The 22,068-nt window shown below is 23.5% G+C and carries 25 protein-coding genes and 4 pseudogenes; 5 read left to right on the top strand and 24 right to left on the bottom strand.

What is annotated here, in order from left to right; all coding sequences use genetic code 4:
- Positions 1 to 163: 163 nt before the first annotated feature.
- The 8 genes and pseudogenes from AAHM85_RS07970 to AAHM85_RS07935 all read right to left on the bottom strand — a co-directional run.
- Positions 164 to 529 (bottom strand): hypothetical protein, encoded by a 366-nt coding sequence (locus AAHM85_RS07970; RefSeq protein ID WP_342261626.1) that lies wholly within the window; start codon positions 527 to 529, stop codon positions 164 to 166.
- A gap of 177 nt (positions 530 to 706) precedes the next feature.
- A complete protein-coding gene (locus AAHM85_RS07965; protein ID WP_342261625.1) occupies positions 707 to 1,306 on the bottom strand; it encodes a LemA family protein in 600 nt (199 codons plus the stop codon).
- Between the two features lie 118 nt (positions 1,307 to 1,424).
- A pseudogene (locus AAHM85_RS07960) lies at positions 1,425 to 1,742 on the bottom strand (JAB domain-containing protein); the annotation flags it as partial.
- A 13-nt stretch (positions 1,743 to 1,755) separates the two neighbouring features.
- Complete coding sequence (locus tag AAHM85_RS07955; RefSeq protein WP_342261624.1) at positions 1,756 to 2,133, bottom strand: transposase; 378 nt, start codon at positions 2,131 to 2,133, stop codon at positions 1,756 to 1,758.
- Positions 2,094 to 2,438: a hypothetical protein gene (locus AAHM85_RS07950; RefSeq protein WP_342261623.1), complete on the bottom strand. Its 345-nt coding sequence runs from the start codon at positions 2,436 to 2,438 to the stop codon at positions 2,094 to 2,096. The genes AAHM85_RS07955 and AAHM85_RS07950 overlap by 40 nt, the downstream gene beginning before the upstream one ends.
- A 16-nt stretch (positions 2,439 to 2,454) precedes the next feature.
- Positions 2,455 to 3,242, bottom strand: a pseudogene (locus AAHM85_RS07945) (IS5 family transposase).
- A gap of 37 nt (positions 3,243 to 3,279) precedes the next feature.
- Positions 3,280 to 3,453, bottom strand: coding sequence for a hypothetical protein (locus AAHM85_RS07940; RefSeq protein WP_342261622.1), 174 nt, complete (start codon positions 3,451 to 3,453; stop codon positions 3,280 to 3,282).
- A gap of 67 nt (positions 3,454 to 3,520) precedes the next feature.
- Positions 3,521 to 3,799, bottom strand: a pseudogene (locus tag AAHM85_RS07935) (UPF0758 domain-containing protein); the annotation flags it as partial.
- A gap of 57 nt (positions 3,800 to 3,856) precedes the next feature.
- Between AAHM85_RS07935 and AAHM85_RS07930 the strand changes: the two are divergent.
- A pseudogene (locus AAHM85_RS07930) lies at positions 3,857 to 4,644 on the top strand (IS5 family transposase).
- A gap of 70 nt (positions 4,645 to 4,714) precedes the next feature.
- On the opposite strand, the gene AAHM85_RS07925 reads toward AAHM85_RS07930, so the two are convergent.
- The 5 genes from AAHM85_RS07925 to AAHM85_RS07905 all read right to left on the bottom strand — a co-directional run bounded on the left by AAHM85_RS07925 (position 4,715) and on the right by AAHM85_RS07905 (position 10,440).
- On the bottom strand, positions 4,715 to 4,996 hold the full coding sequence (locus AAHM85_RS07925; protein WP_342261621.1) for a hypothetical protein: 282 nt from the start codon (positions 4,994 to 4,996) through the stop codon (positions 4,715 to 4,717).
- 66 nt (positions 4,997 to 5,062) lie between these two features.
- Positions 5,063 to 5,839: a Nif3-like dinuclear metal center hexameric protein gene (locus AAHM85_RS07920; RefSeq protein WP_342261620.1), complete on the bottom strand. Its 777-nt coding sequence runs from the start codon at positions 5,837 to 5,839 to the stop codon at positions 5,063 to 5,065.
- Positions 5,840 to 5,847: 8 nt separating this feature from the next.
- Entirely contained in the window at positions 5,848 to 7,200 is a 1,353-nt protein-coding gene (locus tag AAHM85_RS07915; protein ID WP_342261619.1) for a sigma-70 family RNA polymerase sigma factor, read from the bottom strand.
- A gap of 32 nt (positions 7,201 to 7,232) precedes the next feature.
- Positions 7,233 to 9,008: a DNA primase gene (gene dnaG, locus AAHM85_RS07910; RefSeq protein WP_342261618.1), complete on the bottom strand. Its 1,776-nt coding sequence runs from the start codon at positions 9,006 to 9,008 to the stop codon at positions 7,233 to 7,235.
- A 16-nt stretch (positions 9,009 to 9,024) separates the two neighbouring features.
- Positions 9,025 to 10,440, bottom strand: a complete 1,416-nt coding sequence (locus tag AAHM85_RS07905) for a glycine--tRNA ligase (protein ID WP_342261617.1) — start codon at positions 10,438 to 10,440, stop codon at positions 9,025 to 9,027.
- A gap of 184 nt (positions 10,441 to 10,624) precedes the next feature.
- On the opposite strand from AAHM85_RS07905, the gene AAHM85_RS07900 reads away from it, so the two are divergent.
- Positions 10,625 to 10,843 carry a hypothetical protein gene (locus tag AAHM85_RS07900; RefSeq protein ID WP_342261616.1) on the top strand — a complete coding sequence of 73 codons (219 nt, stop codon included), beginning with the start codon at positions 10,625 to 10,627 and terminating at the stop codon, positions 10,841 to 10,843.
- The gene (locus AAHM85_RS07895) at positions 10,777 to 11,460 is read left to right on the top strand and encodes an IS1595 family transposase (RefSeq protein WP_342261615.1); all 684 of its coding nucleotides are present in this window, start codon (positions 10,777 to 10,779) and stop codon (positions 11,458 to 11,460) included. The genes AAHM85_RS07900 and AAHM85_RS07895 overlap by 67 nt, the downstream gene beginning before the upstream one ends.
- 187 nt (positions 11,461 to 11,647) lie before the next feature.
- Here AAHM85_RS07895 and AAHM85_RS07890 read toward each other — a convergent pair whose 3' ends face one another.
- The 7 genes from AAHM85_RS07890 to AAHM85_RS07860 form a co-directional block, all read right to left on the bottom strand.
- On the bottom strand, positions 11,648 to 12,241 hold the full coding sequence (locus tag AAHM85_RS07890) for a hypothetical protein (RefSeq protein ID WP_342261614.1): 594 nt from the start codon (positions 12,239 to 12,241) through the stop codon (positions 11,648 to 11,650).
- A 3-nt stretch (positions 12,242 to 12,244) separates the two neighbouring features.
- Positions 12,245 to 13,141: a GTPase Era gene (era, locus tag AAHM85_RS07885; RefSeq protein WP_342261613.1), complete on the bottom strand. Its 897-nt coding sequence runs from the start codon at positions 13,139 to 13,141 to the stop codon at positions 12,245 to 12,247.
- 3 nt (positions 13,142 to 13,144) lie between these two features.
- Positions 13,145 to 13,579 carry a cytidine deaminase gene (cdd, locus tag AAHM85_RS07880; protein ID WP_342261612.1) on the bottom strand — a complete coding sequence of 145 codons (435 nt, stop codon included), beginning with the start codon at positions 13,577 to 13,579 and terminating at the stop codon, positions 13,145 to 13,147.
- A gap of 11 nt (positions 13,580 to 13,590) precedes the next feature.
- A complete protein-coding gene (ybeY, locus tag AAHM85_RS07875; RefSeq protein WP_342261611.1) occupies positions 13,591 to 14,055 on the bottom strand; it encodes an rRNA maturation RNase YbeY in 465 nt (154 codons plus the stop codon).
- A 190-nt stretch (positions 14,056 to 14,245) separates the two neighbouring features.
- Entirely contained in the window at positions 14,246 to 14,503 is a 258-nt protein-coding gene (locus AAHM85_RS07870) for a hypothetical protein (RefSeq protein ID WP_342261610.1), read from the bottom strand.
- Positions 14,504 to 14,768: 265 nt separating this feature from the next.
- Entirely contained in the window at positions 14,769 to 16,049 is a 1,281-nt protein-coding gene (locus AAHM85_RS07865) for an IS3 family transposase (RefSeq protein WP_342261027.1), read from the bottom strand.
- A 105-nt stretch (positions 16,050 to 16,154) separates the two neighbouring features.
- Positions 16,155 to 16,886, bottom strand: coding sequence for an ATP-binding cassette domain-containing protein (locus tag AAHM85_RS07860; protein ID WP_342261609.1), 732 nt, complete (start codon positions 16,884 to 16,886; stop codon positions 16,155 to 16,157).
- 80 nt (positions 16,887 to 16,966) lie between these two features.
- On the opposite strand from AAHM85_RS07860, the gene AAHM85_RS07855 reads away from it, so the two are divergent.
- Positions 16,967 to 17,800: an IS1595 family transposase gene (locus AAHM85_RS07855; RefSeq protein WP_342261608.1), complete on the top strand. Its 834-nt coding sequence runs from the start codon at positions 16,967 to 16,969 to the stop codon at positions 17,798 to 17,800.
- Between the two features lie 40 nt (positions 17,801 to 17,840).
- Here AAHM85_RS07855 and AAHM85_RS07850 read toward each other — a convergent pair whose 3' ends face one another.
- The 4 genes from AAHM85_RS07850 to AAHM85_RS07835 all read right to left on the bottom strand — a co-directional run bounded on the left by AAHM85_RS07850 (position 17,841) and on the right by AAHM85_RS07835 (position 20,806).
- Positions 17,841 to 18,311 (bottom strand): cysteine peptidase family C39 domain-containing protein, encoded by a 471-nt coding sequence (locus AAHM85_RS07850; RefSeq protein WP_342261607.1) that lies wholly within the window; start codon positions 18,309 to 18,311, stop codon positions 17,841 to 17,843.
- Positions 18,312 to 18,365: 54 nt separating this feature from the next.
- Positions 18,366 to 18,581, bottom strand: coding sequence for a hypothetical protein (locus tag AAHM85_RS07845; RefSeq protein ID WP_342261606.1), 216 nt, complete (start codon positions 18,579 to 18,581; stop codon positions 18,366 to 18,368).
- A 219-nt stretch (positions 18,582 to 18,800) separates the two neighbouring features.
- The gene (locus tag AAHM85_RS07840; RefSeq protein ID WP_342261605.1) at positions 18,801 to 19,904 is read right to left on the bottom strand and encodes a MupG family TIM beta-alpha barrel fold protein; all 1,104 of its coding nucleotides are present in this window, start codon (positions 19,902 to 19,904) and stop codon (positions 18,801 to 18,803) included.
- Positions 19,905 to 20,050: 146 nt separating this feature from the next.
- Positions 20,051 to 20,806 carry an IS1595 family transposase gene (locus AAHM85_RS07835; RefSeq protein ID WP_342261604.1) on the bottom strand — a complete coding sequence of 252 codons (756 nt, stop codon included), beginning with the start codon at positions 20,804 to 20,806 and terminating at the stop codon, positions 20,051 to 20,053.
- Positions 20,807 to 21,067: 261 nt separating this feature from the next.
- Between AAHM85_RS07835 and AAHM85_RS07830 the strand changes: the two genes are divergently transcribed.
- Entirely contained in the window at positions 21,068 to 21,946 is an 879-nt protein-coding gene (locus AAHM85_RS07830; RefSeq protein ID WP_342261492.1) for an IS1595 family transposase, read from the top strand.
- Positions 21,947 to 22,068: the final 122 nt, after the last annotated feature.

Here is a 22,068-nt window from a genome sequence, read left to right as displayed (position 1 = left end):
ATTATCATTTTGATAATTATTTTTTTATATTTTAAGTTTTTTAATATAATTAAATAGTTACAAATTCATCTATTTTAAAAAAATAGATAGCATGAACTAACTTCATACTATCTAAAAATAAAACTAACTAATAAAAATATTAAAATATTTTATATTATACTTTTTAAGTAAAATCTCTACGATTGAATAAATATCAACTACCTGCTAATAATCCTAAACCCAATATAACATATACTGATATTAAAGCCGGAAAATTAATAATTTTATCGTTTCCTGAATTACTATTAACTTGACCAATAACTTCATTAAAGGAAATAAGATATGGAACATCAATTGATTGAAATACAGATGGATTAACATATAATGAAGTTTGTTCATTAATAATACCATTAAATAAATAAGATCATTGATAAAAAATATTAAAATAACGACTAACTCTCTTTTGACTTATTTTACTATTAAAATCATTAATTTCTTGTTTAGTAAATTTTTTATTTAATGAGATAAATATGCAAACAAAAAAATTCATAATAAAAACATTAAAAAAGAAAAATTTGAAAAAATTTGAAAAAAAATATTCATATTACTTTACTACTTTCTTTAATATTTATTAAGAACTTACTTAATGAGTTAGATTATAACAAAATATAATTTTTCTTAAATAAAAAAATAAAAGAACTAAATCTAATTAATATAAGTTTTAATTTTATAAATCAATTTTAATATCTTGACGATCGCTATCTGATGCAAGAAAATAATCTTTTGAAACTAAATTTAATGTTGATGCTACAACATTACTTGGAAAGGTTTTAATTTTACTATTGAACACCTTAACATTAGCATTATAAAATCTTCTAGCAGCGGCAATATTATCTTCACAATCTTTGGCACCTGATTGTAATTGTAAAACAGTAGTATTTGCTTTTAAATCAGGATAATTTTCTAATAAAGCATTAAATTTTCCAAAAGCTGCATTAAGACCACTATTTGCTTTTGAAAGATCACTCATTGTTTCCATTTTTCCACTTCGTAAAGATACAACATCTGTTAATGTACCTTTTTCAAATTTCATATAACCTTTAGTAGTATCTACTAATTTTGTTAATAAATCAAAACGACGCTTTAATTGTAAATCAATATCAGAAGCAGTTTCTTCAATTGATTGTTGTAATCTTAGAAAATTATTACGAGAAACAATAAATAAAATTATTGGAAATATTAAAATAAAAGATAGATAAACCATAATTTTTCCAAATAGTGACGGTTGGGCAGTAAATGATTCATTGCTTGGTTTAATTGTTGACATAATTTTCTCCTTTCTTATCAATATCTAATAACAAACTATGTTTAATAACTAGTCCATTCTTGGTAAGTTAAATACTATTTACACACTAAACCATAATAATTTTACTATATTTTTAAATTTAAGTAATGTATTTTTTTAAGTTTTTATTTAAATTAATACTAAAATAATTACCTTTACTAATAAAAATATGATCAACTAAGGTAATATTAAAAACTTGAAAATTTTTTTTAATTTCTTCAGTAATATATAAATCAGATAGTGAGGGTTCACTATTACCACTAGGATGATTATGAATACAAATTACTTTACTCGATTTATGAATAAGTGCCAGATGCAACATATCTTTAACATCAATTTTCATATTATCATTAGTACCCTTATATAATAAATTTTGATGAATTAATTTATTTTGATTATTTAATAATAAATATACGCTTTTCTCAGCATTTTTAAATTAAACACAGCATTACAATTTCAAAACTAGGTATCTTGTTGAATTTATATGCAACTTCTTTGACATATAAATAAACATGATGTTTTGCAACTTTGATATGTGTTTTAAATGTTCTTCTTATATGTTTTCAAACTGATTCAATTTGATTGGTATTTACACCAGTTTTTGAAACATAATCATCAAGATGGTTAACTGTTTTATGTTTTGGGAAAACCAATTTGAAATCGCAATATCCTTTTCAATCATCAGTATATACATGACATTTTGAAGAAATGTGGCTTCTTGCAAAATTCAAAAGACTTTTACTCTTTGCATTTTTCAATACTTTCACAATTAAATTATTAGTTGTTTTTTCATAAATGCCAACAATCAATGTTTTATTTTCAAGGATCTTCCTTGTTTTTTAAAAGCCATATTTGAAAGATACATTTCATCAATTTGCACTGTGCCTTCAACAATAAATTGAGGTTCTTGTTTTGCAATACGTCTTCTAATTTTATGACCCATTCTCCATGCTGTTTTTAAGGTCACTCCCAATTCTTTTGAAACATCAGTTGACAGAATTCCATGTTTGGTGTTTATTCATCTAAAGATGAGGTAAAATCATGATCTTAAAGATGTTTGTGACCTTGAAAATATGGTAGCCGTGAGAATACTAAATGTTTGATTACATTTCAAACATCTTAGAACCTGTTTAGAATCTTTTTAATAAAATTGAAATAAAGGAAAGAACAACCATTTGTAAACTAGTATTTAATTTTCTTTCACAATTTTTTCATAATCTTCTACATTTTTCTAATCAAGCAAAACTTCGCTCTACAACTCATCTTTTTGGTAATATTACAAAAGAATGTAATTCATTACGTTTTACAACTTCAACATTCGCATTTATAATTGTTTTGATTGCAGAAGTAAATTTTTCACCAGTATAACCAGCATCTACTATTATTTTTTGAACTGTAGAAAGATTTTCTTTTTCATTTTGAATCATTATTATAGCACTATTACGATCTTTTTTTCTGCTGTAGTTACGTAAATTGCATGTGGTAAACCTTGAGAATCAACAGCAATATGACGTTTTATTCCTGAAATCTTTTTACCAGCATCATAACCTTTATTTTTAGTAGTATCTGTTTTTTAACACTTTGTGAATCAATTATACAAAAACTGGTTTTTTCTTTTCGATGATTATTGATACGAATTTTTCTAACTAATTTTTTTTAAAATTAATTGTTATATGCTAGGTTCTTTACCATTATTTTTACTTCAAATTTGAAAATAATAATATACAGTTTGTCATTTTGGAAAATTTTTTGGTAACATTCTTCATTGACGATCACTTTTTAATACATATAAAACTGCACAAAATACTTCATATAAATCTAAATTTCATGGTTTTGTTTTCTTTTTGACATTTTCTAAAATTAATCTTATGTTCTCAAATTGTTCTTTAGTGACATGACTTGGATAATTTTTATGCATATATACCTCTTATTTTAAAATATATAGTAATTTTACCTTATTCTCTAAAAGATTCTAAACAGGTTCTTATTCTTTTTAAATCAGAAGTATTCAAATTAAAACTAGAACACCTAATACATTTGTTTTCTTTCAAATTTGCTATATATGCAAGACATTGCTGTTCATTTTGAAAATCATTGTTGTACTCATTCAGTTTCATTGTTCCCTCCACAAGTACATGTGGGGAGAAGTCCGTAAATAAAAATGTTCTTGCGTTAAATTTTGATAATATGCATTAACTAAATTAAAAACATCTTCAGGAATAATAATTTTAAAATATTTTTTTGACTTTCAATAGTTCTTATTCTTTTTACTATTTCTAAACAACTTAAAATTTCTAAAGCCTTACTAACACCAATACCTTTAATACTCATTAAAGACTTAATAGTTACTTTATTTAAATTTTCAAGACCATTAAAATTAGTAATTATTTCTTGCGCTAAAAATAATACATTTTTTTCTTTAGTTCATGTTCGCAAAATAATTGCTAATAATTCATTATCACTAAGAACCTGTTTAGAATCTTTTAGATAAAAATGGTAAAATTACTATATATTTTAAAATAAGAGGTATATATGCATAAAAATTATCCAAGTCATGTCACTAAAGAACAATTTGAGAACATAAGATTAATTTTAGAAAATGTCAAAAAGAAAACAAAACCATGAAATTTAGATTTATATGAAGTATTTTGTGCAGTTTTATATGTATTAAAAAGTGGTCGTCAATGAAGAATGTTACCAAAAAATTTTCCAAAATGACAAACTGTATATTATTATTTTCAAATTTGAAGTAAAAATAATGGTAAAGAACCTAGCATATAACAATTAATTTTAAAAAAAATTAGTTAGAAAAATTCGTATCAATAATCATCGAAAAGAAAAAACCAGTTTTTGTATAATTGATTCACAAAGTGTTAAAAAACAGATACTACTAAAAATAAAGGTTATGATGCTGGTAAAAAGATTTCAGGAATAAAACGTCATATTGCTGTTGATTCTCAAGGTTTACCACATGCAATTTACGTAACTACAGCAGAAAAAAAGATCGTAATAGTGCTATAATAATGATTCAAAATGAAAAAGAAAATCTTTCTACAGTTCAAAAAATAATAGTAGATGCTGGTTATACTGGTGAAAAATTTGCTTCTGCAATCAAAACAATTATAAATGCGAATGTTGAAGTTGTAAAACGTAATGAATTACATTCTTTTGTAATATTACCAAAAAGATGAGTTGTAGAGCGAAGTTTTGCTTGATTAGAAAAATGTAGAAGATTATGAAAAAATTGTGAAAGAAAATTAAATACTAGTTTACAAATGGTTGTTCTTTCCTTTATTTCAATTTTATTAAAAAGATTCTAAACAGGTTCTAAGAGCGTCAAAGCCATATTTAATGGCTTTTTCTCTTGGTTTTTTTGTATTATTAAGTTCTTTAAAATTCATAAAAAGGTGGTATTAAATGTGTTAATTTTTCTTGAAATTTATTAAATTCATCTTTAATTTTTGCTAAATCTTTACTATCATCTTTAGAACTGTCTCATTTACTTTCAATACCACCTGGTAACTTAATACTTCCTGAAACACTATTTCATAAATTTTTAATAACAGGAATTGCTATCCCCGCTAACATGTCACCCATCAAAAATTGAACAAAACCACCACTAACTGCTTGACACTCTTGATCAGTCATTGGTTCTAAATCTTTTAAAATCATATTTATCAACCTCCTAAAACTTATAAAATTTAAAAAATAGTTTTTTCCTTTTTAAATTTTATAAGTTTAAAAAAAAGTAATAGGATTTTCTAAATTATATTTAAAAACTTTAACTTTTGTTGATAATTTTTCACTAAGTAATTGAAAAAGAAAATCAACAAATTTTTGTTCCATATAGTGACCAACCAAAATAACATTAATCTTTCTATCTTTAGCTTCCATAATATAGTTTCATTTCATTTCTCCAGTAATTAATAAATCAATATTGCTAGATAAATTACTAATAATATCACCACCAGCACCAGCAGATAAAGCAACAGTCACTATATTTTTATCACTCAATTTATTATTAACCAATTGTATATTTGTAACATTAAAATATTTTTTTAAGTTATTAATCAATTCTTTTAATGGCATTTGTCTATCAAATTTACCAACTATTACCAACTTTTCTTCATTAATAAAATGAATATTTTTAACTTTTAATTCTTTAGCCATCAACACATTCATACCTACCAATGATATATCAAAATTAGTATGTAATGAATATACATTAATATCTGCTATTAGTATTTTGTTATATAATTCTTTTTTTCAATTTGAGATATTAGATTGATTAATATCTTTAGCAAAAACTAATGGATGATGAGAAATTATTAAATCAATATTATTATTAATGGCCTCAGTTAAAACCTCATTAGTAACATCCAAACAAACTAAAATTTTATTAATATCGGTCTTTGTTTTTGATTTAATTTGTATTCCTGAAAAATCTCATTCACAAGCATCTGTTAAAGGAAAGTATGTTTCTAAAACATTAATTATATTATTGATAGTTAACATTTTAACTATTACCCTTTATAAAATTCTTTAATATGCTTAGATTTAGACGGATGTTTTAATTTTCTAATTGCCTTTGCTTCTATTTGTCTAATTCTTTCTCTTGTAACAATAAATTCTTTACCAACTTCTTCTAGAGTTTTTGGAGAATCATACTTAGTAATATGACGATGAACAACCTTATCGCTTAACAATTCTGTTTTATCTAAACTAGTATCATAATGTAATTGTAAATTATTAACTACTGTTTTTAATTCACCAATTTCTTTTTCATCTTCACAAAGTTCTAATAATCTTCTTAATTTTGTTGGTAAAATTCCAAAACGCATTCTAATAACTTTTTCTTCTCGTTTTGTTAATACTTCAGCAAAAACACGATCCAATTGTTCTCTTAATCAATGTCTTTCAGCATATTCATCGGGAGATAGCATATTTTTATCTTTAATAAAATCACCAAAATGTGTATCATCTTCTTCACCAATTGGTTTTTCTAAAGATACTGGTTCAATAGCAAGTTTTTTAATTTCACGAACACGATCAGCTGTCATGTTTTGGCCCATTTTATTCGCAATTTCCTCATGAGTAGGATCACGACCTAATTCTTGTGTTAAGTTTCTTTCAATTCTTGTTAACTTATTAATTCTTTCAACCATATGAACAGGTACACGAACCATTTTACCTTGATCAGCTAAACTTCGTGTAATTGATTGTCTAATTCATCAAGTAGCATAAGTTGAAAATTTAAAACCACGACGATAATCAAATTTATCAACTGCTTTAATAAGACCAATATTACCTTCTTCAATTAAATCAGCAAAATCTAAACCACGATTTAAATGTTTTCTAGCAACAGAAACTACTAATTTTAAATTTGATTTAATTAATTGCTCACGACCATATGTTCTTTCCTCAACATCTTTTGATTCTAACATTTTAGCATATTTAATTTCTTCACCTTGACTCAATATTTGACTTGTTCCCAAAATATTAAAATAAGACTTAATTCCATCTTTTCTTCTTGTATCATTAGAGATACCCATTGTATTTTTAAAACTCAAATCACTAACTAAAATATCAATATCTAAATCATCAGGTAATTGTTCATCATCAATATCATGAAAATTAGCATCATCATCAACTTCATCCATCAAAATATCAGTAAAGACTACTCCTTCTTTTTCTAAACGATCAAAAATTTCCTCGATCGTATCATCATCTAATTTTAAATGTGCAAACTCTTTAATAACATCTTCTTGTTTTAATTCTTTTGTTTGACTTTTTTCTAATTTTTTAATTAAATTACTTTCTACTTCCTCTAAAGTTAAAAGTTTTTTCAATTTAGTTTTTTGTTCTATAGCAGCCATATTTTCACCTTATCCTTAATTTATCATCATACTTATTTTTTCTTTATTTTATTTTTTAATACTGATATTTCTTTTAATAACAATATTTGTTTTTCAATATTTTTTTCAGATTTCAATTTATCATTGATCATTTTTATTTCATAATCAATTAGTTGATTATTAATAATTTTTAAGTAATCATTAATAATTTGAGGTTTTAAATCAAACTTTTTATTTTTATACTTATCAATAAGTTTATCTAAAATATTTAAAAGTGAATTACCTTTAAGTTCTTCTAAAATTAAATCAAAATTAATTGCTTCTATTTGACTATTTTGATATTTTTGACTAATTAAAAAATATAAATTCATAAAATCTTGATTTGGAAAAATAAATTTTTCTTTTTCTAAAATTAAATAAACATTTTTTGATAACATTACTAAAAAAATAAGTTGTTCTTGTGCTTCAAAAAAAATATTTTTTATTTCTATTTTAGATTTATTTTTGATACTGAAAGTTGTAGTTACTAAATTATTATCAATATTTAAAATTTGTATTAAGTCTTCAGTAGATAAATTAGTTATTTTTGCTAACATATTTAAATAAAACTTTTGAGTAATAACATCATTGATTTGCGTTCAAATTGGAACTAATGATTTTAAAAATTCATTAAGTTCATAACTATCTTTTTTAATATTATATTTAGTTAATGATAAATTAATTGCAAATTCAAAAGGATGAATAGTTTTTTTTATTATTTCATAAAATTGTTGAGGAAATTTATTTATTAATTCATCAGGATCAAATTTAGTATCATTATTGATAATTTGTACTTTAAAATTATTTGATAATAAAACACTAGCTATTTTTAAAGATGCTATTTTTCCTGGTAAATCACCATCTAAAAAAATAATAATATTAGTAGTAATTTTTTTTAAAAGTAAAATATGTTCTTTTGTTAAATTTGTTCCCATTAAAGCAACAACATTTTTAATATTTTGATTATTTAAAGCAATAACATCCATAAAACCTTCAGTTAAATAAATAACTTCATTTTTTTTAATATAATTTTTAACATTATTGAAATTATATAAAATTTTACTTTTCTTAAAAAAATCTGTTTCTGGACTATTAATATACTTATAACTTTTATCTTCTCTATTATAACTTCTTGCAGAAAAACCAACACAATCTCCATCTTCATCTTTAATAGCAAACATAATTCGATTTGAAAAGGTATGAAGAAGTTGATCCTTATTATTAATTTTCATAAGTCCTAATTTTACAAATTCAATATTATCTTTATAACCTTGTGCATTAAGATAATCTATTAATTCATTATTAACCGGTGCATAACCAATATTAAAATATTTAATATTTTCAGTAGTAATATTACGATTTTGTAAATATTTCATTGCTTCTTGACCAATATCAGTTAGTAATTGATAACTAAAAAAATTCATTGCAATATTATTTAAAATTTTTAGTGGATTTTTTTTAGTTTCAACATTAAATTCAGATAAATTAATATCAAACTCTTTTAAATTTAAATTAACATTATCTGCTGCTTCTTTAAGAGCATTAATAAAATTAATATTTTTATATTTTTGTAAAAAAATAAAAACGTTTCCTTGTTCACCACAAGAAAAACATTTATAAATTTGTTTTTCTTGTGAAATTGATAATGAAGGAGTAGAGTCTTCATGAAAAGGACAGATAGCTCAAAAATTATTGCCTTTACGGATCAAATTTAAATATTTACCCATAACTTCGACAATATTAATTTTTGCTTTAACTTCATTAATTTTTTTATTAAACTCGATATCCATATTTTTTCACACAATTCTAACAAATAATGTCTAATTTGTCATATAAATATTCTTTAAGTTGATCAACTTTAACTATAACTTGATTTGTAGTATCACGATCTCTAATTGTAACAGTACCTTTAGTTTTTGTGTCATAATCAATTGTTACACAATACATAGTACCAATACCATCTTGATAACGATAAGATTTACCAACACTTGATGATGCTTCATAAATTACTCTTAATTGTTTTTTATTTAACATTTCAAAAATTTCATATGCCTCTTTACCCAATTTTGTTTTATTTAAAGACATAACAGCTACTTGATAAGGGCAAATACTCTTATTTAATTTTAACACTAACCGTTCTTTACCGTCTTTTAAAACTTCTTTTGTAAATGCTTGACAAACTAAAGCTAATAAAAGTCTTTCAACACCAATTGATGGTTCAATAACTGAAGGAATAACCATTCTTTTTACTGTAACATTAGGATCTTGAATTTCAAAATTTACACCAGAATTCTCACTATGTTTTGTTAAATCATAATTCCCACGATTAGCTATACCACATAATTCACTCATACCAAAAGGAAAATTATACTCAATATCAGTAGTTGCTAATGCATAATGTGCTAGTTGATTTTGTTCATGATTTTTAAATTTTATATTTTTTGAATTTAATAGACCTACTAGGGAGAGAAATTCTTTACATTGATCAACTCAATAATTAAATCAAGTGTTATCATTTTTATCCTTTGGAATAAAGAAAAATTCTAATTCCATTTGTTCAAATTCTCTAGTACGAAAAATAAAATTACCAGGAGTTATCTCATTTCTAAAACTTTTACCAATTTGACCAATACCAAATGGTACTTTTTTATTACAACTATTTCTTACATTATTAAAATTTATAAATATTCCTTGTGCAGTCTCAGGTCTTAAATAAATTTTATTTTTTTCTTCTTTTAAAACACCTTGATATGTTTCAAACATTAATTGAAATTGTCTAACTTTAGTTCAATCTTCATTATTACATTTAATACATTTAATATGATTTTGATTAATATATGTTTCTAATTTTTCATTACTTCAATTATCACAATTAATACTAGGAAAATAATGATTAATTAAATTATCAACTCGAAAGCGAGACTTACATTTTTTACAATCAATTAATGGATCACTAAAATTACTCAAATGCCCTGAAGCTTCTCAAACTTTAGATTTCATAATAATTGAACTATCTAACCCAACATTGTATGGATTTTTTTCAACAAAAAAAAATCATCAACTTTTCTTAATATTATTTTTAAGTGCTACACCAAGCGGACCATAATCTCAACTATTAGCAAGACCTGAATAAATTTCTGATCCTTGAAAAATAAAACCATTTTCTTTTAAATGAGTAATTATTTCCTTCATTGACTTATCATTGATAATTTTATTAATCATTGCCCCTCCATTAATCATAAAAAATTTCTTAAATATCTTAAATAATACATAAAATCTCTAAAAAGAATAATCTTGTTAATAATATGTTCATAGATAGGTTTTGTCAACCTATTATAAGTGTTATATATTATTAAGAACAATATAAAAACTAATTATTAAATACGGACTTCTCCCACATGTACTTGTGGAGGGAACAATGAAACTGAATGAGTTCAACAATGCTTTTCAAACTGAACAGCAATGTCTTGCATATATAGCAAATTTGAAAGAAAACAAATGTATTAGGTGTTCTAGTTTTAATTTGAATACTTCTGATTTAAAAAGAATACTAAATGTTTGAAATGTAATCAAACATTTAGTATTCTCACGGGTACCATATTTTCAAGGTCACAAACATCTTTAAGATCATGATTTTACCTCATCTTTAGATGAATAAACACCAACCATGGAATTCCGTCAACTGATATTTCAAAAGAATTGGGAGTGACCTTAAAAACAGCATGGAGAATGGGTCATAAAATTAGAACACGTATTGCAAAACAAGAACCTCAATTTATTGTTGAAGGCACAGTGCAAATTGATGAAATGTATCTTTCAAATATGGCTTTTAAAAAACAAGGAAGATCCTTGAAAAATAAAACATTGATTGTTGGCATTTATGAAAAAACAACTAATAATTTAATTGTGAAAGTATTGAAAAATGCAAAGAGTAAAAGTCTTTTGAATTTTGCAAGAAGCCACATTTCTTCAAAATGTCATGTATATACTGATGATTGAAAAGGATATTGCGATTTCAAATTGGTTTTCCCAAAACATAAAACAGTTAACCATCAAGATGGTTATGTTTCAAAAACTGGTGTAAATACCAATCAAATTGAATCAGTTTGAAAACATATAAGAAGAACATTTAAAACACATATCAAAGTTGCAAAATATCATGTTTATTTATATGCCAAAGAAGCTGCATATAAATTCAACAAGATACCTAGTTTTGAAATTGTAATGCTGTGTTTAATTTAAAAATGTGGGGAGAAGTCCGTAGATACGCTTTTCTCAGCATTTATGTGATAAAATTAAAAAATAGTACATAAAGGGAGAAAAGCGTTAAAATATTTATGTAATTATTAATTTATTATTATATTTTTGACAGTGGTTTTCTAAAATATTAAGAATTTTATTAAGTTCTTCTTTTTCAACTTTTCATTTATTAATATCTTGATAATTTAATAAATGAAAAGTTGATATATTTTTTAAACAAAACAATGTCAAAATTAATTATAACTAATTTTAAAGAACAAATTTTACAAAAAACACCACCCAAATCATAATTAATTAAATACAAGTTAGTTATTTGATTACAATTAATAAAATTAAACTGAATTCCTTGAAATATTAAACTATGAAATAAGAAAAAAACATAAACTTTCTTAAAGTTACTATTTATCATTAACTGTTCATATAAATTAAATAAAAAGGGAAAGATATTTTTATTATTAATCTTATTTTTTTCTAAATAATTAATAATTATCTTGTTAAAACCCTTAATCAATTCATAACTTTTTTCATTAATAAAACTATTAAAACTTTTTATTTTTTTATATGTTATACATAAGTTTGAACAATCATAATTTTGATTAAAAATAAAAATTCAACAATCTAAAAGATTATATTTATTTAAATTGATTTTTATTTCTGGTAAAGAAACTATTTTAACACCATAATTTGATGTTAAAATAGTAACATTATTTATTGATTTAATATAATTAATGTTTAAAATCAAACCAGTATCAATATTAAACATATTTTAACTATAACCTAACTCTTTTAATTTTCTAGGATTATTTCTTCAATCAGGTATTACTTTTACAAAAGTTTTTAATATAATATGAGAATCAAAAATACTTTCTAAATCTGTTCTAGCTCTTATTCCAATTTCTTTAATCATACTACCTCCTTTACCAATAATAATTCCTTTTTGTGAGTCTCGTTCAACAACAATAACAGCATTAATATCAGTAATATTAGTATTTGCATTATAATTAATACTTTTAATTAATACTGCTACACTATAAGGAATTTCTTCTTCTGTTAAATTTAAAATTTTTTCACGAATAATTTCCTTAATTAAAGTATTATCTGAAACATCATCGTTATTTTCAATTAAATAATTCTTTTCACCAATTGGTAAATACTCATATAGTTTTTTCAATAATATATCTAAGTTCATTTCTTTTATAGCAGAAATTGGAATTATTTCTTTAAAAGGTAATAAATCTTTTCACTCATTAATTTTATCCATTAATTTTTCTTTTGTTACTAAATCAACCTTAGTTAATAAAAGTAGAATAGTTGTATTTACTCTTTCTGATAATAATTTAATAATATGTTTATCGCTATTTCCAATGTATTCATTACATGGTGCTAATAAACAAATAATGTTAGTTTCTTTAGTGGCACGGTTAGCATCACGATTCATCATTCGTCCAAGTTGGTTATTATGTTTATGAATGCCAGGAGTATCAAAAAATATGATTTGCATATCATCACTATTATAAATACCTTGAATTTGATTTCTGGTTGTTTGTGGTTTATTAGACACAATTGCCTTTTTTTCTTGAAGAATGGTATTTAATAAAGTTGATTTTCCAACATTACTTCTACCGATAAAACTAACAAAACCTGATTTAAAATTATTAGTCATAAATTAATTCCCTTTCAATGAACTTGGTTTAAACGCTAAAGGTAATAAGTCTTTTACTAATATTTTACGAATTGTTTTAGTATCATTATTTTCATTTTTATTACTAATATAAACAGGACATGTTTCTGACATAATTTCAATCATAAATTGACGACACATACCACAAGGAGAACCAATAGTTTCACTATCAGTAATTAAAAATAAACTAATAATATCTTCTTTCTTATAACCTTGAGCAATAACTTGTGATAAAGCTGATCTTTCAGCACAAATAGCTACTGAGTATGCAGCATTTTCAACATTTACTCCTAATACTTCTTTACTATTTTTCAAAATTACTATTGCGGCAACTCTAAATAAAGAATAAGGAGCATAAGCATTTTTTTGTATTGCTTTTGCTTTTTTCAATAATACTAATAAATCTATATCTTGTTCCATTATACCACTCCTTATTTTCTAGTAATACCAAGAATATTTAAAATTTCATCTTGTAAATCAAACATAACCTTTTCTTCTTCACTATTTTGATGATCATATCCTAATGTATGAAGTAATCCATGAATAAAAAGAAATGATAATTCTCTAATTAAACTATGGCCATATTCTTGTGCTTGCGCTACTGCCTTTGAATAGCAAATATAAACATCACCTAAATCTCTAATATCAATATTTGGAAAATCATCATCATTATTTCCAAATGATAACACATCAGGGACATAATCTTTATGACGATACATTTTATTTAATTCAATACTAGTTTGTTCATCATTAAAAATAACAGCAATACACCATGTAATTTTCTGTTTTAACTTAATAGCTACTGCATTTAAAATTTTTTCTGATAAAATATTAAAATTTTTAATGTCATAGTTATGGTCATTGTAAATATTTACAATATTAATTTTTGCTGGCATTTATCTACCTAACTTCTTTTTGATTAAATTATATCAATATTTACATTTATGTTGTAATATTATTTCAAATAAATGTTAATAAACTTTCTTTACCAATAATTATTAATACTATTTGATTTAAATATGTATTAGAATTAATATTTTCTTCAATTAAAAGTTGATTATTATCATTTCATCTTGGAAAAAAATGTTAAATAATATTTATTAATTGAGAAAAAATAGTAATTTGATTAAAACTATTAAACTTTAAACATTCTTCTCTTTTAAAATCTAATACATAAGCAAAGTGTCCCTTATTTTCATATCTTGTCTCACTTATAAAAATAGTTTGACCATTAACAGCATAAACATGAGGAATATTAATAATTTTTAAAACTAATAAGAATACTAAAAAAAGAAAAATTGAACTACTTCCTAATAAATAAGTACTTTTTCTAAAAAAAGCCATTATTCATTACCATCTATACTTTTATAATTATTTAAATCAATTACATTTTTTTAAAATTTTACTAGTGTTAAATCATGACCTGCATAAATAATAATTATTTTTTTTGACCTTGACTAAGATTAGTCCCATATTCTTGACAATAATAAAATGTTGTTAAACCTAAACTGATCAAGAGATCATTAAATCCTAATTTTTGAAAATTTATTAATTTTTCTTTTGTAATATTAAATGATAAAATATTTTCTAAAACTGTACCGGGCATTGGTTAGATAAGTTTACTTTCTTGTCTTCAAATCTGTACAAATTGATTTGGAGGCATTTTCAATCTAATAACTATTCTATCATTGTTTCAATATCTAACAAATTTTTCTAATATTTTATTAAAACTTTCCATACTTTCAAAAGTGCTACCAAACATCATTTTAAAATCTCTTTTAATTCAACGATTTAAACATTCACTAACTTGATTACCTTTAAAACCTGATAGACTTTTTGAGTGAATTAGATTAGTACTTGTATTAAAAACTTTACTAACAATTTCGCTTGTATTAGCAGAACCTAAATCTGATTGAATAGTCGTAAAATTACATTGTTTAGCACTCGCTAATTCTATTTGATTAACCACATTTAACACAGTTTTGGCATTTTCACTTTTGTTTATTTTTCAGCCAACAATTGAATTACTGTACATATCAGTAGCAAAAACAACTAATAATTTTGTTTTTTTATCACCAATAATTATATTTTTAAATCATGTGCCATCCATACCAACTTTTTCAAGAAAGTTATTACTTGAAAAATTACGTTTTAATAAATCTTTATTATTTTTTAAATCACTATTTTCTACTACTCTATTTGTTGATTTAGGTTCTAATAATAATTTAATATTATTATCTTTTAATATTTGTTTTATGCTTGTTTTACTGCATTTAAGACCTTTATTTTTTATTTTTAACTCTAATCTTACTTTTTCAAAACTAGTGATATTAATGTACTTTTTTTCATTTTTAATGAGAACTATTTTGTTTATTGCTTGTATCAAATTATCATTAATTTTTGATTGATATTGCTTTTTACCTTTTTTTACTCATAAATAGTATGCTGTTTTGCTAATAGCTATGTAAACAATAATTTTATTTAATTGATGACCTTTTTGCTTATATTTTTCTACTATTAAAAAACACTTATATTTTAATAATTTACTATTTTTTCCCCTTGTTAATTTCTTTTCACAGGCTAATTGCTCCTTTAAAAGTTCTTTTTCAACCTCATCTTTTAAAGCTTGTTTTCTAAGTTTATCAATTTCTTTGTTTAATAGTTTAATTTCAATATCTTTCTTATCGATCCTGTGAGAAGTTTGGGATTTAAAAATTTTGGTGAATGCATTTTCACCTTTAATTTGATATTGGTTAACCCAATTATAAATTAATACTGGAGTTGATAATTTATATTTGACTTGAATTTCATGTATTTTTAGTTTTTTATCAACTAAATACTCATTAACAACGGCTAATTTTGTTTCTTTTGAATAAACTTTATAATTCATAATTTCTCCTTCTGTATTAATTATTTTTAATTATATTACAGATTGAAAATATTAATTGGTAAACTTAAGTGACTGATGCCCCGTTATGAATAATAGAATTTGAATTTAAATAAATACATTTTTTTGTCAAAATTCATATGAAATATTATCTAATTCAATTTCATTATTAATTAAAATCTTACCTTTAAAAGGCACATATTTCTGAATTAATAATGATAGTAAGGTTGTTTTACCAATGCCAGAAGGACCAATAATAATATTACTTTGTTTTAATATTAAATTTAAATTACTAAAAACTACTTTATTTCTTAAATTAAAATAACAATCATTTAATACTATTTTATTAATTGACATTGAAAAAATTTTTTTGTTATTCTTATATTGTAATCTACAATTAATAAAAACCGGAAAGAAAATAAGACTATTACCAATATTTTGAAAAAAAGAATTAATATAAATACTAATACTAGTAATAAATATTAATTGAGATAGATTAATTTTACCATCAAAAATTAATATTAATGATAAATATATAGTAATAAAACTAATAATATTTTTAATAAAACTTGTCAACGAACTATTATTAATAACTAAATTATTTAATTGTCAATAATTATTAATATGTGTACTATACTTTTTAACTAATATACTTTTAATATGCAGTTGCAAATTACGAAAATAGGCATCTTCAAAACTTTTTTGATTTAAAATTATTTGTTGCTGCAAATCTAATTTAGTAACTAGTTCTTTCTTTACTAATGGTTTTTTTCATAACATTACTATAAAATTAATTAATACTGTTATAAAACCATTTAATAAATTTACTAATCAAATCATAAAATGAATCTTAATTAAAACTATACTAACAATAACACTAGTAATAAAATTAATAATCAGACTTCTCCCCACAAGTACATGTGGAGGGAACAATGAAACTGAATGAGTTCAACAATGCTTTTCAAACTGAACAGAAATGTCTTGCATATATAGCAAATTTGAAAGAAAACAAATGTATTAGGTGTTCTAGTTTTAATTTGAATATTTCTGATTTAAAAAGAATAAGATGTTTGAAATGTAATCAAACATTTAGTATTCTCACGGGTACCATATTTTCAAAGTCACAAACATCTTTAAGATCATGATTTTACCTCATCTTTAGATGAATAAACACCAAACATGGAATTCCATCAACTGATTTTTCAAAAGAATTGGGAGTGACCTTAAAAACAGCATGGAGAATGGGTCATAAAATTAGAACACTTATTGCAAAACAAGAACCTCAATTTATTGTTGAAGGCACAGTGCAAATTGATGAAATGTATCTTTCACATATGGCTTTTAAAAAACAAGGAAGATCCTTGAAAAATAAAATATTGATTGTTGGCATTTATGAAAAAACAACTAATAATTTAATTGTGAAAGTATTGAAAAATGCAAAGAGTAAAAGTCTTTTGAATTTTGCAAGAAACCACATTTCTTCAAAATGTCATGTATATACTGATGATTGAAAAGGATATTGCGATTTCAAATTGATTTTCCCAAAACATAAAACAGTTAACCAACAAGATGGTTATGTTTCAAAAACTGGTGTAAATACCAATCAAATTGAATCAGTTTGAAAACATATAAGAAGAACATTTAAAACACATATCAAAGCTGCAAAACATCATGTTTATTTATATGCCAAAAAAGCTGCATATAAATTCAACAAGATACCCAGTTTTGAAATTGTAATGCTATGTTTAATTTAAAAATGTGGGGAGAAGTCCGTAGATACGCTTTTCTCAGCATTTATGTCATAAAATTAAAAAATAGTACATAAAAGGAGAAAAGCGTAAAAAAATTATTTATTATATTAGTTGAAATAACAACATTCGTAAAAATTGTTGTAAAATCTTCAATATTTTTTCAACTAAGTTCAATATCTTCTGGATTTGCTACCAGTCATTTATTATTTTTCTTTTTGTAAATAACTATAAAATGAAATCCAACATTAGCATTATATATTTTAATAATTAATGGTTTAGCAATTATTAGTGATTTTAATTTATCAAAATTATTATTATAAGCTTCTAATAATAAATTATAATTACTAGTCAATTGTTTTAATTCTAAAAGATTAATTCCCAATTTTGTTAAAAATATATCTTTTTTTATGTCATTAATTAATAATTTCTTCTTAAAATAAAACCTATATATCATAGCAAGACATGCCAAACCACAATCATTTTCTGTTTCTTGTTGAACAAAAAGATATTTCATATAAAAAATCACCGCCAATAATAATTAACAGTGATTACCATTTTTTCCTTTTTATTACTTACGATGTTTTTTCTTTTTAGCAGCAGCGCTTTGTTTTTCGCGTTTTTCATCACGTGCAGAAAGAAAATGTTTATGTCTTTTTTCTGCTCTTTTAGTCTCTTGGGCCTTTTTACTAAATCCTTTTAAAAGATGTTGAAACTCTTGTTCACTACTTGTTCGTTCTTCGTTTTCTTTGTTGTCTGATGATGGTGATTTTTTCACTGAATGCATTCATGTCAGCTCCTATTTTTTATTTTACTTTAACAATTATATTAGTAAATTAAAAAATTATCAATATTTTTATACAATATTAAACTTTTTATTTTAAAAAAAATTAAAAGTAAGATTATCTTTTAAAATTTCACACTTACTAACTATTATTTAATAATACTTAATCATTTTATAATATTTTAAATGTTAATTTTTTTAATAAATAAAACAAAAATTTATTTATAAAATAAATCTAAATGAACGATTTGATACTAAAAATGGAATAAAATTTAAATCTTCTTTAGAAAGTTTACCAACAACGTTACGAATACCATCATTTTTAATTTTATTTGTAATAATATGTAATTCACCACGATAATTTTGTGCTTTACTATTAAGAATAACAACATCACCTTTTTCTAACCATTGATTAGTATTGTTAGCGGGGATATCTAAATCTTGATATATAACTCGAGAAACAGCACTACGAATTATATCACGTGCTAAATCAGATGAAACTTTATGAATATTTTTGTCAAAAAGAATCTGTTGTTCACTATCAGTAATATTAGAATTTAAATCAATTTTTAATGATAAATTTTTATAATCAATTTCATTTATCATTTTCAAATCATATTCTGTTAAAAACTGGTTAGCAATAATTATCATATCAATGCATAAAGCAATATAATGACGAATTTGTGTTACCAATGGTCAATCACGATGCAGTTCTAATGTTGGTAAATTATCATTATATTTTCAAGGTCCAATTTTATCTTTTCCTGATAATGTAACAAAGCTGGCAAATGGAATTTTATTAACAACACTTTTAGATTGATTTAAACAAAAAAAGTCAATATCAGCACCCGTATATCTTTGTGGATAAAAATTATAACAACTAATAAGGTTATTAACATTAGCTTTATAAAATAATATTAAGTAGTTAATATCATTAACAACATATGAACCATTAATAAATATTTTAAAATTTAAACGATTTTGACTTAATTTTGCTTGATGCTTAATCTCAATTCCTTCATTGCAACGAATGCCCGATAAACCATACATTTTAAAAAACTTTATGAAATCAAGTCGTTTATTAAGATTCAGATTAAATTCGTTAATAAATTCAATATTAATATCTGCAAAAACATGCATATTATATTTTTTAGCAATTTGTGTTAATACTACTAGTTTTTTTAAATTTTCATAATCTGTTTTTTTAAAATTAATTAAAGTTGTAAAAATAGTTTTAATATTATTCTTTGCTAATAATTCGGTGTAATTTTTAATTTCTTCTAAATTTGCTAAATGTAAATAAACTGCAGCACCAATTTTTTCCATTTTTTCCTCCTTTACTTTTTATATATTAATTTTATCATTTTGTAACTTAATAATTTTTAATTCGCTTTTCTCCCTTTATGTACTATTTTTTAATTTTATGACATAAATGCTGAGAAAAGCGTATCTACGGACTTCTCCCCACATTTTTAAATTAAACACAGCATTACAATTTCAAAACTGGGTATCTTGTTGAATTTATATGCAGCTTCTTTGGCATATAAATAAACATGATGTTTTGCAACTTTGATATGTGTTTTAAATGTTCTTCTTATATGTTTTCAAACTGATTCAATTTGATTGGTATTTACACCAGTTTTTGAAACATAACCATCTTGATGGTTAACTGTTTTATGTTTTGGGAAAACCAATTTGAAATCGCAATATCCTTTTCAATCATCAGTATATACATGACATTTTGAAGAAATGTGGTTTCTTGCAAAATTCAAAAGACTTGTACTCTTTGCATTTTTCAATACTTTCACAATTAAATTATTAGTTGTTTTTTCATAAATGCCAACAATCAATATTTTATTTTTCAAGGATCTTCCTTGTTTTTTAAAAGCCATATGTGAAAGATACATTTCATCAATTTGCACTGTGCCTTCAACAATAAATTGAGGTTCTTGTTTTGCAATACGTGTTCTAATTTTATGACCCATTCTCCATGCTGTTTTTAAGGTCACTCCCAATTCTTTTGAAAAATCAGTTGATGGAATTCCATGTTTGGTGTTTATTCATCTAAAGATGAGGTAAAATCATGATCTTAAAGATGTTTGTGACTTTGAAAATATGGTACCCGTGAGAATACTAAATGTTTGATTACATTTCAAACATCTTATTCTTTTTAAATCAGAAATATTCAAATTAAAACTAGAACACCTAATACATTTGTTTTCTTTCAAATTTGCTATATATGCAAGACATTGCTATTCAGTTTGAAAAGCATTGTTGAACTCATTCAGTTTCATTGTTCCCTCCACAAGTACATGTGGGGAGAAGTCCGTTAAATTATTAACAATAATATTTGCATTTTTATTGGCAGTAGTTTTATATTTAGGTTTTTCGGAATTTTACGTTTATTGGCAATAACTTATATACATTATTATTTCTGAAAACTATAATTAGATATTAGTAAAATAAAATCTAATTAAAGGTGATTGAAAATGAATATTTTAGACATAATAAATAAATTTCCAAACCAAGAATCTTGTATAAAATTTTTAGAAGAAATAAGATGAAATAACAAACCAAAATGTCTTTTTTGTTTTAGTGAAAAAGTTAACTCTGTTTTAAAAGAGTCGCGTTATAAATGCAAAAAATGTCATAAGTCTTTTAGTGTAACTGCTCAAACTATTTTTCATCATACACGTGTACCACTTCAAAAGTGATTTATTTTAATAGTATTAATGGCTAATGCTAAAAAAAGTTTATCATCATCTCAAGCTTCAAGAGACTTAAATTTACGTTTAGCAACTGTATGAAAAATGATGCATAAAATTAGAAAGGCAATGGCTAATGATGAGATTAAATTATTAGCAAAAATATTAGAGATGGATGAAACATATGTGGGTGGAAAACCGCGTAAATATAATGATGTTGATAATAAAAATAACTCATTACGTGGTAGAGAAACTAGTAAAGAGTGTGTTGTTGGCATTATTGAACGAAATGGTAATGTTAAATTATTTCATGCAAAAAATAAAAGTATTAAATCTGAAGATTTAATGAAAATAGTTAAAGAAAATGTTGATATTAACAATTCTATTCTTTTTACTGATGAATATCGTGGATATTATAAAATGAATAAAATTTTACCACATGAACAAGTTAATCACAAAAAATATTTTTCTTATAATGGTATTCATACAAATACAATAGAAAGTTTTTGAGCAATATTAAAAAGAGGTTTTATCGGCCAATTTCATTGAGTTTCAAAAAAATGACTCCAATCTTATTTAAATGAATTTTGTTTTAAATATAATAACCGTAAAGAAAAAATCACATTTAAAAATATCATAATTAAATTATTTATTAAGAATTAAGTGTTAACCAATAAGCGTAAAATTCCGAGGTTTTTTACTAAAAAATAAATTAAACTTAGATACATTATTAGAGTTTGAATGACCTTTATTACTATTGATGGGAATTACAACCACAACATTAC

The organism is Spiroplasma endosymbiont of Notiophilus biguttatus, assembly GCF_964030985.1.
Lineage (GTDB): Bacteria > Bacillota_I > Bacilli_A > Mycoplasmatales > VBWQ01 > Spiroplasma_E > Spiroplasma_E ixodetis_A.
This window is presented reverse-complemented; position numbering and strand designations above follow the sequence as displayed.